Raw genomic sequence first — 13,496 nt, forward strand, 5'->3', positions numbered from 1 at the left:
CGGTTCAACCGATGCAAGATTCCTCTCTGCCTTGCCAGGATGCGCCGCCGCCCGCCGTGGGCGCGGCCGCCCGCCGCGCCACGCGTTCGGTGGCGGTGAAGTGGGGCGGCCGCATCGTCCGTATCGGGGGCGACGCGCCGGTGGTGGTCCAGTCCATGACCAACACCGACACCGCCGACGCCATCGCCACGGCGATCCAGGTCAAGGAGCTGGCACTGGCCGGTTCCGAAATGGTGCGGATCACGGTCAACACGCCCGAGGCGGCCAAGGAGGTCGCGGCGATCCGCGAACAGCTCGACCGCATGGGGGTGGACGTGCCGCTGGTCGGCGACTTTCACTACAACGGCCACAAGCTGCTGACGCAGTTCCCCGACTGCGCCCAGGCGCTGTCAAAGTACCGTATCAATCCCGGCAACATGGGCGGCGGCAAGCGCCGCGACGACAACTTCGCGCAGATGATCGAGGTGGCTTGTCGCTATGACAAGCCGGTGCGCATCGGCGTGAACTGGGGCAGCCTGGATCACGAGCTGATGGCGCGCAAGATGGACGAGAACAGCCGCCGCGCCCAGCCCTGGGAAGCGCAGGCGGTGATGCGCGACGCGTTGGTGGTGTCCGCCATCAGCAACGCCCAGCGCGCCGAGGAACTCGGCCTGCGCCGCGACGCCATCATCCTGTCGTGCAAGGTCAGCCACGTGCAGGACCTGATCGCGGTCTACCGCGACCTGTCGGCGCGCTGCGACTATCCGCTGCATCTGGGCCTGACCGAGGCCGGCATGGGCAGCAAGGGCATCGTCGCCTCGACCGCCGCGCTGGCCGTGCTGTTGCAGCAGGGCATCGGCGACACGATCCGTATTTCGCTGACGCCGGAACCCGGCGGCGACCGCAGCCGCGAGGCCGTGGTGGCGCAGGAAATCCTGCAGACCATGGGCCTGCGCGCGTTCACCCCCATGGTGGTGGCCTGCCCCGGTTGCGGCCGCACCAGCAGCACGTTCTTCCAGGAACTGGCCGACAGTATCCAGTCCTACCTGCGCCGGCAGATGCCGGTGTGGCGCGCCCAATATCCCGGCGTCGAAAGCATGAACGTCGCGGTCATGGGCTGTGTGGTCAACGGGCCTGGCGAAAGCCGCCACGCGGACATCGGCATCAGCCTGCCGGGCACCGGCGAGGTGCCGGCCGCGCCGGTGTTCGTCGACGGCGAGCGCACGGTCACCCTCAAGGGCGACCGCATCGCCGAAGAATTCCAGGCCATCGTTGAAGACTACGTCGCGCGTCGCTACGGCGCGCTCGCCTCTCATTAAAAGAAAGGGTGTGGCCGCGAGGCGCGCTGCCAGCGCGCGGGGCGGCATGATCAAGATGACTCAAGCTTTCCAGAAAGTCGCCGCCATCCGCGGCATGAATGACGTGCTGCCGGGGCCCAGCGCCCGCTGGGAGCAATTCGAGGAAATCGTGCGCGGCTGGCTGCGCGGCTACGGCTATCGCAACGTGCGTACGCCCGTGCTTGAGCATACGCGCCTGTTCACGCGCGGCATCGGCGAAGTGACCGACATCGTCGAAAAAGAGATGTACACGTTCACCGATGCGCTCAACGGCGAATCGCTGACCATGCGGCCCGAGATGACCGCCGGCATCGTGCGCGCCTCCATCGAGCACAACCTGCTGTACGACCGGCCGCAGCGCGTCTACTCGATCGGCCCGGTGTTTCGCCACGAGCGCCCGCAGCGCGGCCGCTACCGCCAGTTCCACCAGATCGACGTCGAGGCCCTGGGCTTCGCCGGCCCCGATGTGGACGCCGAACTGATCGTCATGCTGGCGCGCCTGTGGAAGCTGCTGGGCCTGACCGACGTGCGCCTGGAATTGAACTCGCTGGGCCAGCCGGCCGAGCGCGCGGCCCACCGCGCCGCCCTCATCGCGCACCTGGAAAAGCACAGCGACATCCTGGACGAGGACGGCAAGCGCCGCCTGTATACCAACCCTCTGCGCGTGCTGGATACCAAGAATCCCGCCATGCAGGAAATGGCCGACAGCGCGCCGCGCCTGTTCGACTTCCTGGGCGAGGAATCGCGCGCGCACTTCGAAGGCGTCTGCCAGCGCCTGACCGACGCCGGCATCGAGTACCGTCTCAACCCGCGCCTGGTGCGCGGCCTGGATTACTACAACCTGACCGTCTTCGAGTGGGTCACCGACCGTCTGGGCTCGCAGGGCACGGTATGCGGCGGCGGCCGCTACGATGGCCTGATCGAACTGCTGGGCGGCAAGCCCGCGCCCGCGGTCGGCTTTGCCATCGGCATGGAGCGCCTGCTGGACCTGTGGGAACAGAGCGTGCAGGTCGAGGCGCCGGCCGAGTGCGAGGTCTACATCGTGCACCAGGGCGAGGACGCGCAGCGGCTGGCCGCCCGGGTCGGCGAAACCCTGCGCGATGCCGGCCTGTCGGTGGTGGTGCACGCCGGCGCCGCCAGCTTCAAGTCCCAATTCAAGCGCGCGGATGCCAGCGGTGCCCGGGTTGCGGTTATCCTTGGCGCCGATGAAGTGGCTTCGCAGACCGCCAGCATCAAGTTCCTGCGCGCCGACGCCCAAGGCGATTGCGCGCAGCAGCAAGTCCCGTTGGCGGGCTTGGCCGACGTATTGAATATCAAGGGTTAGCATGGCATACGATCTGGAAGAACAGGAAAAACTCGACGCGATCAAGGCGTGGTGGGCCCGCTACGGCACGCTGGTGCTGTCGCTGGTGGCCGCCGTGGCGGTGGCCTGGGGCGGCTGGTGGGGCTCGAAGGCCTACCAATCGCACAAGGCGAACCAGGCCATGGGTTATTTCGAGGCGCTCGAAGACGCGGCCCGCCTGGGCGGCGCCGATTCGTCGGTGCGTATCAAGGCCGCTGCGGCGACCCTGCGCGACCAGTACGGCTCGACCGGCTACGCCACTCGCGGCGCGCTGGTGGCGGCGCAGGCGCTGCAGGCCCAGAAGGACATCGACGGCGCGCGCCAACAGCTAGAATGGCTGGCCGGCCAGTCCAAGAATCCCTCGATGCAGGCCGTGGCCCGGCTGCGCCTGGCGGGCCTGCTGCTCGACCAGAAGCAGTACGATGCCGCCCTGGGCCAACTGAACAATGCGCCGGCCGCGTTTGCCGCCTTGTTCGCCGACCGCCGCGGCGATATCCTCGCGGCGCAAGGCAAGCGCGATGAGGCGCGTGCCGCATGGCAAAGCGCCATTGATGGCCTGGGCACGGCGAGTCCGCTGACCCAGGTCGTGCAACTGAAACTGGATGCCCTGAGCGGAGCGTGACTGGAATGCGTAAATTTGCCTTTGGCCGTACGTGGCGTGGCGCGGTTTGCCTGACGGGCCTGCTGGCCCTGGGTGGCTGCGGCCTGTTTTCCCATGACGACGGCCGTTACGACCCCGCTCCCCTGACCGAGTACAAGGCCGGCATGTCGGTGCGCCAGGTCTGGTCGACCTCGGTCGGCAGCGGATCCGGCCTGGGCTTCGTGCCCACGGTGCTCGAGAACGCGGTCTACGCCGCCACGCCCGACGGTTCAGTCGGCAAGTTCGACCTGCAAAGCGGCCGTCCCATCTGGAAGTCGCAGGCGGGCGTGAAGCTGACGGCCGGCGCCGGCAGCGACGGCACCACCACCGCGGTGGCCTCGCCGGACGGCGACGTGGTCGCGTTCGACGACAGCGGCAAGGTCAAGTGGAAGGTGCGCGCCACCAGCGACGTCAACATCCCGCCGGTGGTGGGCTATGGCATCGTCGTGGTCCGTAGCGGCGACTACCGCATCCAGGCCTTCGACGCCAACAACGGCGAGCGCCTCTGGAGCGTGCAGCGCCCCGGCCCGGCGCTGGCCCTGCGCAGCGCCGCGCAGATGGTGCTGGCCGAAGGTCTCGTCATCACCGGCCTGCCGGGTGGCAAGATGCTGGCCATTGCCGCCGACAGCGGCAACGTGCAATGGGAAGGTACCGTCGCCACCCCGCGCGGCGCCAGCGACCTCGAACGCCTGACCGACGTGGTCGGCGCGCCCCGCATCGCCGGCAACCTGCTTTGCGCGGTGGCCTATCAAGGGCGTATCGTGTGCTTTGACGTCACGGCCGGCGGCCGTCCGATCTGGGCCAAGGACTTCTCCAGCGTCAGCGGCATGACCCTGGATCAGCGCTTTGCCTACTCGGCCGACCAGAACAGCGTGGTCAATGCGTTCGCGCTGGACAACGGCGGCAACGTCTGGAAACAGGCCGCGCTCAAGAACCGCCAGCTCACGGCGCCGGCCCTGCTGGGCGGCGCGCTCGCGGTTGGCGACCTGGACGGCTATGTGCATTTCCTGTCGCGCAGCGACGGCAGCCTGATGGCGCGCCTGTCGGTGGGCGGTGGCGCGGTCGTGTCGCCGCCGCAGACGACTTCCCAAGGTGTGCTGGTCCAGACGGGCAATGGCAATCTCGTCCTGATCGGCACCAACTAAACCCTCAAGAACAAAGCCTTACACCGTGTCTTTCAAGCCTGTCGTTGCCCTGGTCGGCCGCCCCAATGTGGGGAAATCGACCCTTTTCAATCGCCTGACGCGATCGCGCGCCGCGCTGGTGGCGGATTTTTCCGGCCTGACCCGCGACCGCCATTACGGCGAGGGCAGGGTGGGCGAAATCCCGTTCATCGTCATCGACACGGGTGGTTTCGAGCCGGTCGCCAAGGACGGCATTCTGCTGGAAATGGCGCGCCAGACCCGGCAGGCCATCGCCGAGGCCGACGTGGTGGTGTTCCTGGTGGACGCCCGCGCCGGCATCAACGCGCATGACCACGAGATCGCCACGCTGCTGCGCAAGTCCGGGCAGCAGCGCGTGTTGCTGGCGGTGAACAAGGCCGAAGGCATGGGGGCGGGCGCCGCCATCGCCGAATTCCACGAGCTTGGCCTTGGCCAACCCTATCCCATCTCGGCGGCGCACGGCGATGGCATCGTCGACCTGATCGAACTCGCGTTGCAGGATCTGGCCGAGCCGCCCGCCGAGGAAGAGCCGGTCGAAGAAGGCGAGCACGACCACCGCATCAAACTGGCCATCGTCGGCCGGCCGAACGTGGGCAAATCGACGCTGATCAACACGTTGATGGGCGAAGAGCGCGTGATCGCGTTCGACATGCCCGGCACCACCCGCGACGCCATCGAGATCGACTTCGAACGCGACGGCCGCCGCTACACGCTGATCGACACCGCCGGCCTGCGCAAGCGCGGCAAGGTGTTCGAGGCGGTCGAGAAGTTTTCCGTCATCAAGACGCTGCAGGCCATCGAGGCCAGCAACGTGGTGCTGTTGATGCTGGACGCCCAGACCGAGATCTCCGAGCAGGACGCCCACATCGCCGGTTTCGTGCTGGAAACCGGGCGCGCCGTGGTGGTCGCCATCAACAAGTGGGACGGCCTGGACGGCGAGGAAAAGGAACGCATCGAGCGCGAATTCATGCGCAAGCTGCGCTTCCTGTCGTTCGCCCGCGTGCACACCATTTCGGCGCTGCGCGGGCAGGGCATCAAGCCGCTGCTCAAGTCGGTCAACGCGGCCCATGCCGCGGCCTTCGCCAAGCTGTCCACGCCCAAGCTGACGCGCGAGCTGCAGGCCGCCGTCGAGCAGCAGCCGCCGCCGCGCAAGGGCATTTTCCGTCCCAAGATGCGCTATGCGCACCAGGGCGGGCAGAATCCCCCGCTGGTGGTGATCCACGGCAACGCGCTGGACGCGGTGCCCGATTCCTATCGCCGTTACCTGGAAACCCGTTTCCGCAATGCCTTCGATCTGGCCGGCACGCCGCTGCGGATCGAATTCAAGTCGTCGCACAACCCCTACGCGCAGGAAAGCTGATCCATGAGCCGTTTCTGGAGTCCCGTGGTCGGGACGCTCAGTCCGTATGTCCCGGGCGAGCAGCCCAAGCTTCAGAACCTGGTCAAGCTGAACACCAACGAGCATCCCTACGGCCCGTCGCCCAAGGTGCTCGAGGCGATCCGCGCGGCGTGCGATGACACGCTCAAGCTCTATCCCGATCCGTCTTCCGACCGCCTGCGCCAGGCGGTGGCGACGGCGGTCGGCGTGGCGCCGGGCAGCGTATTCGTCGGCAACGGTTCGGATGAAGTCCTGGCGCATGCCTTCCTGGCGCTGCTCAAGCATGAGCGGCCGCTGCGCTTTCCCGACATCACCTACAGTTTCTATCCCGTCTACTGCGGCCTGTACGGCATCGACTACGAAACCCTGCCGCTGACCGACGATTTCCGCATCGATGTCGAAGACTACCTGCCGGGCCGCCATGGCCAGGCCGGCGCCATCATCTTCCCGAATCCCAACGCGCCCACCGGCCGCGCGCTAACGCTGGCCGAGATCGAGCGGGTGGTGGCGGCCAATCCGGATACCGTGGTGGTGGTGGACGAGGCCTATGTCGACTTCGGCGCCGAATCCGCCATCCCGCTGACCGCGCGTTACGACAACTTGCTGGTGATCCAGACGCTGTCCAAGTCGCGTTCGCTGGCCGGCCTGCGGGTCGGCTTCGCGGTCGGCAGCCCGGCGCTGATCGACGGCCTGGAGCGTGTCAAGAACAGCTTCAACTCCTATCCGGTGGACCGCCTGGCCTCAGCCGGCGCGGTGGCCGCGTTGGAAGACGTCGACTATTTCGAGCGAACCCGCCAGGCGGTGATCCAGACCCGCGAGCGCATGGCCGCGGGCCTGGCGGCGCTGGGCTTCGAGGTGCTGCCGTCGAGCGCCAACTTCGTGTTCGCGCGCCATCCGTCGCGCGACGCGGCGCAACTGGCGGCCAGCCTGCGCGAGCGCAGCATCATCGTGCGCCATTTCCGCCTGCCGCGCATAGACCAGTTTCTGCGTATTACAGTGGGTACGGACGCGCAGTGCGACTTGCTTCTCAAGGCGCTTGCCGACATCCTCTGAACCGCCGCCGGCGGGCTTTTCCGGCGGAAAACTCTGGTGTCAACTTTGCATCCGACACAAGTAGCACGGGCCGGGAAAACCCTGTAGAGTACATGTTTCGGCGTGCCCCACCTGTAAAAAGCGCGTCACCACTCAATAACAAACAAATGGAGCCTGGCCAATGAGCAATAAAGGGCAAACTCTGCAAGATCCGTTCCTGAACACGCTGCGCAAGGATCATGTGCCCGTGTCGATCTACCTCGTGAACGGCATCAAGCTTCAAGGGCAAATCGAATCTTTCGACCAATACGTGGTGCTGCTGCGTAACACGGTCACGCAAATGGTCTACAAGCACGCCATTTCCACCGTCGTTCCCGCCCGCGCCGTGAATTTCCAGGTGGAAGTCCCTGCTGAATAATCTCGCTCCCGCAGTACCTTTTATTGCCCGCCGGACGGTCGACGTCGGCGGGCATTTTCGCTTTGGCTCCAAAATGGTGCATGAATGCGCGCACTGATCATCAGCGTGGATCTGGGTGATCCCGACTTCACGGCCCACGCCGAGGAATTCGCCATGCTGGCCAAGGGCGCGGGCGCGGAAATCGTCGGCACGCTCACCGCCCGCCGCGACCGCCCCGACGCCAAGTTCTTCATCGGTTCCGGCAAGGCCGACGAGGGCGTGGCCATGGCCCAGGCGCTGCTGGCCGACATCGTGCTGTTCGATCAGCCTCTGTCGCCGGCCCAGCAGCGCAACCTGGAACGGGTCTTCAACCTGCGCGTGGTGGACCGCGTGGCGTTGATCCTCGATATTTTCGCGCTGCGCGCCAAGAGCCACGAGGGCAAGCTGCAGGTCGAGCTGGCACAGTTGCAGCATCTGGCCACGCGCCTGACCCGCATGTGGAGCCACCTTGAACGGCAGCGCGGCGGTATCGGCATGCGCGGTCCCGGTGAGTCGCAGCTCGAAATGGACCGCCGCATGATCGGCGCCAAGGTCAAGACCCTGCGCGAGCGCCTGGACCGGGTCGAGCGCCAGCGCGTCACGCAGCGGCGCGCGCGGGCTCGTGGCGGCGCCTTGTCGGTGTCGCTGGTGGGGTACACCAATGCCGGCAAGTCGACGCTGTTCAATGCCCTGACCCGGGCCGACACCTATGCCGCCGACCAACTGTTCGCCACGCTGGACACGACGACCCGCCGTATCTGGATCGAAGGCGCCGGCAACGTGGTGGTGTCCGACACCGTCGGCTTCATCCGCGACCTGCCGCACGACCTGATCGCCGCCTTTCGCGCCACCCTTGAAGAGACCGTGCATGCCGACCTGCTGCTGCACGTGGTCGATGCCGCCAGCCCGCAGCGTGACGAGCAGATCTTCGAGGTCAACAAGGTCCTGGCCGAAATCGGGGCTGCCGCGATTCCCACCATTCTGGTATACAACAAGATCGACCGCGCTGGCCTGGAACCCCGGGCGGAGCGTGACGCCCATGGTACGATTGCGCGAGTATTTGTAAGCGCCACCGAGCGCGCCGGTTTGGACGCGTTGCGCGGGGCAATTGCGGAGACCGGACAGATTGTGGGAAACAATGCCTCGAATTATCAAACTCTTCAATCTGAATGACCCCGGTTGGGGTCGTGGAAACAATAATGGCTCCGAGCCGCCGCCCAAGCGGCCCCAAGGCAACGGAGACGGTCCCCCAGACCTCGACGAGGTCTGGCGCGATTTCAATAATCGCATCGGATCGTTGTTCGGCCGCAAGGGCGGGGGTGGCAACAATCGCCCCGGTGGCAATCGCGGCGGCATGACGCCGCCGTCGCCGCGCGGTGCGCGCATCGGGCTGGGGGTGATCGCCCTGGTCGCGGTCGGCATCTGGGCGGCCAGCGGTTTCTACATCGTCCAAGAAGGCCAGGTGGCCGTCGTCACGCAGTTCGGCAAATACAAGAGCACTTCACAAGCCGGCTTCCAGTGGCGCCTGCCGTACCCCATTCAGAGCCATGAAATGGTCAACGTGTCGCAACTGCGCACGTTCGAAGTCGGTTTTCGTGGCGGCGCCCGCAACAAGGTGCTGCCCGAGGCGCTGATGCTCACGACGGACGAGAACATCGTCGACATGCAGTTCGTCGTGCAGTACCGCCTGCGTGCCGACGGCGCGCCCGACTATCTCTTCATGACTCGCGACCCGGACGACTCCGTGCGCCAGGCCTCCGAAACCGCCATGCGTGAGGTGGTCGGCAAGCAGTCCATGGACTTCGTGCTGTACGAAGGCCGGACCGCGGTCGCCAGCCAGGTCCAGACGCTGATGCAGCAGATCCTCGACCGCTACCAGACCGGGGTGCAGGTCAGTACCGTGGCCATCCAGAACGTGCAGCCGCCCGAGCAGGTGCAGGCCGCGTTCGACGACGCCGTCAAGGCCGGCCAGGATCGCGAACGCCAGATCAACGAAGGCCAGGCCTATGCCAACCAGGTCGTGCCGCTGGCCAGTGGCCAGGCCTCGCGCATGCTGGAGCAGGCCGAGGGCTATCGCGCCAAGGTGACGGGCGACGCGCAGGGTAATGCCGCGCGCTTCACCAGCATCCTGGGCGAATACGAGAAGTCTCCCGTGGTCATGCGCCAGCGCATGTATCTCGAGAGCATGCAGGACATCTTCACGCGCGCCAGCAAGGTCATGGTCGACACCAAGAGCAACAACAACATGTTGTATCTGCCCTTGGACAAGATCATGCATCTGGCCGCCCAGGACGCCAGCAAGTCCGCGGTGGGCAATCCCGGATCGCCCGCGTTGGTCAGCCCGCCGCTCCAGGCGCCGCTGCGCGGCAACGCGGCGCCGGCCCCGCAACCCTCCGGCAGCAGCAATAGCAACGCGCTGCCCCGCGACCGCCAGTCGCGCTAACCCGGAGGATTTCTGATCATGCAACGTCTTATGCCCATCCTGGTCGGCCTGCTCATCGTGCTGGCCGCCCTCTCTTCCTGCGTGTTCGTGGTGCGCGAGCGCGACTACGCCCTGGTGTTCTCGCTGGGTGAAGTGCGCAAGGTCATCAGCGAGCCCGGCCTGTACTTCAAGGCGCCGCCGCCGTTCCAGAATGTCGTCACGCTCGACAAGCGCATCCTGACCATCGAAACCAACGAAGCCGAACGCATCCAGACTTCCGAAAAGAAGAACCTGTTGATCGATTCGTACGTCAAGTGGCGCATTGCCGATCCGCGTCAGTATTACGTGTCCACCGGCGGCAACGAACGCGTGGCGCAGGAGCGCTTGCAGGCCCTGATCCGCGACGCGCTCAACGCCTCGGTCAACGTGCGCACGGTGCGCGACGTGGTCTCGACCGAACGCGACAAGATCATGGCCGAAATCCTGACCAACGTCGCCAAGCGCGCCGAGCCGTTGGGCGTGCAGATCGTCGATGTGCGCCTGCGCCGCATCGAGTTCGCGCCCGAGATCTCGGAATCGGTGTACCGCCGCATGGAAGCCGAACGTACCCGCGTCGCCAACGAGTTGCGTTCGATCGGTGCCGCCGAGGGCGAGAAGATCCGCGCCGAAGCCGATCGCCAGCGCGAAGTGATCGTGGCCCAGGCCTACGCCAAGGCTCAGGCGATCATGGGCGAGGGCGACGCCGCGGCGGCCGCGATCTACTCGCAGGCCTACGGCAAGAACCCGCAGTTCTACACGTACTACAAGAGCCTGGAAGCCTATCGTGCTTCGTTCTCGAAGCCGGGCGACGTGCTGGTGGTCGACCCCAGCTCCAGTTTCTTCCAGTTCATGAAGGATCCCGCCGGTCAGGCCCTGGCGCCGGTGACCGTGCCTCCCGCCAGGTAAGGCGGCGCCGCTTGCGGCATCCCGAAGCCCCTTGATGTTCCAAGGGGCTTTTTTCCGCCCGACGGACGGGGGGGTCGGGTAATCCGGGGACGGGTGCGGGCGCGGCGGGCCCCGGCTGGCACGGCGGGCCGAACCATGTACAATACCGCGTAAGCTAGAAAACATTCCGCAGCGGCTGAGCGGGCTTACGCCCCCTCAGCCGCTTTTTCGTTTGGGCGACGCCCACGCATCTCTAGGCGTTATTCAGGTAAACATTCATGGGTAACTGGTTGCTGCCCGAGAGCCTTGCCGACGTACTTCCGGCAGAGGCCCGGCGCATCGAGGAATTGCGCCGCGAACTTCTCGATCTGTACCGCACTTACGGCTTCGAGCTGGTCGCGCCGCCCCTGGTCGAGTACATCGATTCATTGTTGTCCGGCACCGGCAGCGATCTGGATCTGCGTACCTGCAAGCTGGTGGATCAGCTGTCGGGGCGCACGCTGGGCGTCCGCGCCGACATGACTCCCCAGGTCACGCGCATCGATGCGCACTTGTTGAACCGCGCCGGCGTGACCCGCCTGTGCTACTGCGGCAACGTGCTGCATGCGCGCCCGGCGGATCTGCTGTCCAGCCGCGAGCTGCTACAGATCGGCGCTGAAATCTACGGTCATGCCGGCTTTGAGGCCGACCTCGAAATCGTCCAGTTGGTGCTGGAAACCGTGGCCATCGCAGGGGTGCGCAGCCCACGGCTGGTGCTGTGCCATCCCGGCGTGTTGCGCGGCATCGTCGAAGCCGATCCCGCCGCCGCCGCCGTCTCCCAGGAGGTCATCCGCCTGATGCGCGAGAAAGACGTGCCGGGTCTGACGGAACTGGCCGCCCGCACCCCCGGCATGCGTGCCGAAACGTGGAATGCGCTGCAACGGCTGCCCAAGCTTTACGGCGGCCCCGAGGTGCTGAAACGGGCTCGTCATGACCTGCCGCTGCTGCCCGGTGTCGTCGCTGCGCTGGACGCGCTGCAGGTGCTGGTCGATGGCATGCCCAACGTCGACATCGGTGTCGACCTGGCCGATGTCGACGGCTATGGTTATCACTCGGGTATCAAGTTCGCGCTGTACGCCGAGGGCTGGCGCGATGCGCTGGTGCGCGGCGGCCGCTACGATGACGTCAGCCTGGCGTTCGGGCGCGCGCGTCCGGCCACCGGCTTCAGTCTGGATTTACGCAAGCTGGCGGCGGGTCTGCCGCCGGCGGAGCGGGCGCGTGCGGTTCGCGCGCCCTGGGGGCAAGCCCCGGCCCTGGTCGAGGCGGTCCGCCGCCTGCGCCGGTCAGGGGAAATCGTCGTTCAGGTATTGCCCGGTCACGAGCAGGATCAGGACGAATTCGTTTGCGATCGCGAGCTGGCGCTGCAGGATGGCGCCTGGACGGTCAGAACGCTGTGACTAACTCCCTCTCGGCAACGAGAGGGCCGCGGGGAGATTTCCGGATTTCCCGAGAAACTCGATATTGATTCGTAACATGAGCAAGAACGTAGTCGTAATCGGCACCCAGTGGGGTGACGAGGGCAAGGGCAAGATCGTTGACTGGTTGGCGGAATCCGTCCAGGGCGTGGTCCGCTTCCAGGGCGGCCATAACGCCGGCCACACGCTGTGGATCAATGGCAAGAAGACGATTCTTCGCCTGATCCCGTCCGGCATCATGCATCCCGGTGTCACCTGCTTCATCGGCAACGGCGTGGTGCTGTCGCCGGAGGCCTTGCTCAAGGAAATCGAAGAGCTCGAGGCCGCCGGCCTGGACGTGCGCTCGCGTCTGCGCATCTCCGAGATCTGCCCGCTGATCCTGCCCTACCACGTGGCTGTCGACAAGGCTCGCGAAGCGCGCAAGGGCGATGGCAAGATCGGCACCACCGGTCGCGGCATCGGCCCGGCCTACGAAGACAAGGTCGCCCGCCGCGCGCTGCGCGTGCAGGATCTGTTCAACCCCGCGCTGTTCGACGAGAAGCTCGCCGAAGTGCTGGACTACCACAACTTCGTGCTGACCCAGTACCTGGGCGCCGAAGCGGTGTCGGCCAACGAAGTGCGCGATCAGGCCATGGCGCTGGCGCCGGCCATCGCTCCGATGGTGGCGGACGTCTCCAGCACCCTGTTCGCCATGCAGCAGGAAGGCAAGCGCCTGCTGTTCGAAGGCGCGCAAGGCGCGCTGCTCGATGTCGACCACGGCACGTACCCGTTCGTCACCAGCAGCAATTGCGTCGCCGGCGCCGCCTCGGCCGGCGCGGGCGTCGGCCCCCAGTCGCTCGACTACGTCCTGGGCATTACCAAGGCTTACACCACGCGCGTCGGCTCGGGCCCGTTCCCGACGGAGTTGGTCGACGAGATCGGCACTCGCCTGGCCACCATCGGCAAGGAATTCGGCTCGGTCACCGGCCGTCCGCGCCGCTGCGGCTGGTTCGACGGCGCCGCGCTCAAGCGCTCGGTGCGCCTGAACGGCATCACCGGTCTGTGCATCACCAAGCTGGACGTGCTCGACGGCCTGGAGACCATCCAACTGGGCGTTGGCTACCGCGTCAACGGTGAATTCCGCGACGTGTTGCCGTATGGCGCGCACGCGGTGGCGCAAGCCCAGCCGGTGCTGGAAGAACTGCCGGGCTGGAGTGAATCCACCGTCGGCATCACCGAGTACGACAAGCTGCCCCAGGCCGCCCGCCGCTACCTGGAGCGCGTGGCCGAAGTCTGCGGCGTGCCGATCGATCTCGTGTCCACCGGCCCCGACCGCAACGAAACCATTGTGCTGCGTCATCCCCTGAAGGGCTGACATCGGGTTATTATTCGCAAGGCCGCCGCCGGCTC

The 13,496-nt window shown here is 66.3% G+C and carries 12 protein-coding genes; all 12 read left to right on the forward strand.

What is annotated here, in order from left to right; genetic code table 11:
* The first annotated feature begins 11 nt into the window (after positions 1 to 11).
* The 12 genes from ispG (at position 12) to ACN6O8_RS09215 (ending at position 13,461) form a co-directional block, all read left to right on the forward strand.
* On the forward strand, positions 12 to 1,298 hold the full coding sequence (gene ispG, locus ACN6O8_RS09160) for a flavodoxin-dependent (E)-4-hydroxy-3-methylbut-2-enyl-diphosphate synthase (protein WP_427990755.1): 1,287 nt from the start codon (positions 12 to 14) through the stop codon (positions 1,296 to 1,298).
* Between the two features lie 55 nt (positions 1,299 to 1,353).
* Complete coding sequence (gene hisS, locus ACN6O8_RS09165; RefSeq protein WP_427990756.1) at positions 1,354 to 2,640, forward strand: histidine--tRNA ligase; 1,287 nt, start codon at positions 1,354 to 1,356, stop codon at positions 2,638 to 2,640.
* A 1-nt stretch (position 2,641) separates the two neighbouring features.
* Positions 2,642 to 3,280, forward strand: a complete 639-nt coding sequence (locus tag ACN6O8_RS09170) for a YfgM family protein (RefSeq protein WP_427990757.1) — start codon at positions 2,642 to 2,644, stop codon at positions 3,278 to 3,280.
* A 5-nt stretch (positions 3,281 to 3,285) separates the two neighbouring features.
* Complete coding sequence (bamB, locus tag ACN6O8_RS09175; RefSeq protein WP_427990758.1) at positions 3,286 to 4,443, forward strand: outer membrane protein assembly factor BamB; 1,158 nt, start codon at positions 3,286 to 3,288, stop codon at positions 4,441 to 4,443.
* A 25-nt stretch (positions 4,444 to 4,468) separates the two neighbouring features.
* Positions 4,469 to 5,821 carry a ribosome biogenesis GTPase Der gene (gene der / locus ACN6O8_RS09180; protein ID WP_427990759.1) on the forward strand — a complete coding sequence of 451 codons (1,353 nt, stop codon included), beginning with the start codon at positions 4,469 to 4,471 and terminating at the stop codon, positions 5,819 to 5,821.
* 3 nt (positions 5,822 to 5,824) lie between these two features.
* On the forward strand, positions 5,825 to 6,892 hold the full coding sequence (hisC, locus tag ACN6O8_RS09185) for a histidinol-phosphate transaminase (protein ID WP_427990760.1): 1,068 nt from the start codon (positions 5,825 to 5,827) through the stop codon (positions 6,890 to 6,892).
* 160 nt (positions 6,893 to 7,052) lie between these two features.
* Positions 7,053 to 7,289 carry an RNA chaperone Hfq gene (gene hfq / locus ACN6O8_RS09190; RefSeq protein ID WP_006218585.1) on the forward strand — a complete coding sequence of 79 codons (237 nt, stop codon included), beginning with the start codon at positions 7,053 to 7,055 and terminating at the stop codon, positions 7,287 to 7,289.
* Positions 7,290 to 7,373: 84 nt separating this feature from the next.
* Positions 7,374 to 8,480 (forward strand): GTPase HflX, encoded by a 1,107-nt coding sequence (gene hflX, locus ACN6O8_RS09195; protein WP_427990761.1) that lies wholly within the window; start codon positions 7,374 to 7,376, stop codon positions 8,478 to 8,480.
* Positions 8,446 to 9,750: an FtsH protease activity modulator HflK gene (gene hflK / locus ACN6O8_RS09200; protein WP_427990762.1), complete on the forward strand. Its 1,305-nt coding sequence runs from the start codon at positions 8,446 to 8,448 to the stop codon at positions 9,748 to 9,750. The genes hflX and hflK overlap by 35 nt, the downstream gene beginning before the upstream one ends.
* Before the next feature lie 18 nt (positions 9,751 to 9,768).
* Positions 9,769 to 10,674, forward strand: coding sequence for a protease modulator HflC (gene hflC, locus ACN6O8_RS09205; protein ID WP_427990763.1), 906 nt, complete (start codon positions 9,769 to 9,771; stop codon positions 10,672 to 10,674).
* Between the two features lie 257 nt (positions 10,675 to 10,931).
* Positions 10,932 to 12,089 (forward strand): ATP phosphoribosyltransferase regulatory subunit, encoded by a 1,158-nt coding sequence (locus tag ACN6O8_RS09210; protein ID WP_427990764.1) that lies wholly within the window; start codon positions 10,932 to 10,934, stop codon positions 12,087 to 12,089.
* Positions 12,090 to 12,165: 76 nt separating this feature from the next.
* Positions 12,166 to 13,461: an adenylosuccinate synthase gene (locus ACN6O8_RS09215; RefSeq protein ID WP_427990765.1), complete on the forward strand. Its 1,296-nt coding sequence runs from the start codon at positions 12,166 to 12,168 to the stop codon at positions 13,459 to 13,461.
* Positions 13,462 to 13,496: the final 35 nt, after the last annotated feature.

This window comes from Achromobacter sp., from assembly GCF_050285565.1.
In the GTDB taxonomy this organism is placed as follows: Bacteria; Pseudomonadota; Gammaproteobacteria; order Burkholderiales; family Burkholderiaceae_B; genus Achromobacter.

Coding starts and splice junctions, on each gene's coding strand:
- ispG (WP_427990755.1), top strand. CDS start 12: ATGCAAGATTCCTCTCTGCCTTGCCAGGATGCGCCGCCGCCCGCCGTG.
- hisS (WP_427990756.1), top strand. CDS start 1,354: ATGACTCAAGCTTTCCAGAAAGTCGCCGCCATCCGCGGCATGAATGAC.
- ACN6O8_RS09170 (WP_427990757.1), top strand. CDS start 2,642: ATGGCATACGATCTGGAAGAACAGGAAAAACTCGACGCGATCAAGGCG.
- bamB (WP_427990758.1), top strand. CDS start 3,286: ATGCGTAAATTTGCCTTTGGCCGTACGTGGCGTGGCGCGGTTTGCCTG.
- hisC (WP_427990760.1), top strand. CDS start 5,825: ATGAGCCGTTTCTGGAGTCCCGTGGTCGGGACGCTCAGTCCGTATGTC.
- hfq (WP_006218585.1), top strand. CDS start 7,053: ATGAGCAATAAAGGGCAAACTCTGCAAGATCCGTTCCTGAACACGCTG.
- hflX (WP_427990761.1), top strand. CDS start 7,374: ATGCGCGCACTGATCATCAGCGTGGATCTGGGTGATCCCGACTTCACG.
- hflK (WP_427990762.1), top strand. CDS start 8,446: ATGCCTCGAATTATCAAACTCTTCAATCTGAATGACCCCGGTTGGGGT.
- hflC (WP_427990763.1), top strand. CDS start 9,769: ATGCAACGTCTTATGCCCATCCTGGTCGGCCTGCTCATCGTGCTGGCC.
- ACN6O8_RS09210 (WP_427990764.1), top strand. CDS start 10,932: ATGGGTAACTGGTTGCTGCCCGAGAGCCTTGCCGACGTACTTCCGGCA.
- ACN6O8_RS09215 (WP_427990765.1), top strand. CDS start 12,166: ATGAGCAAGAACGTAGTCGTAATCGGCACCCAGTGGGGTGACGAGGGC.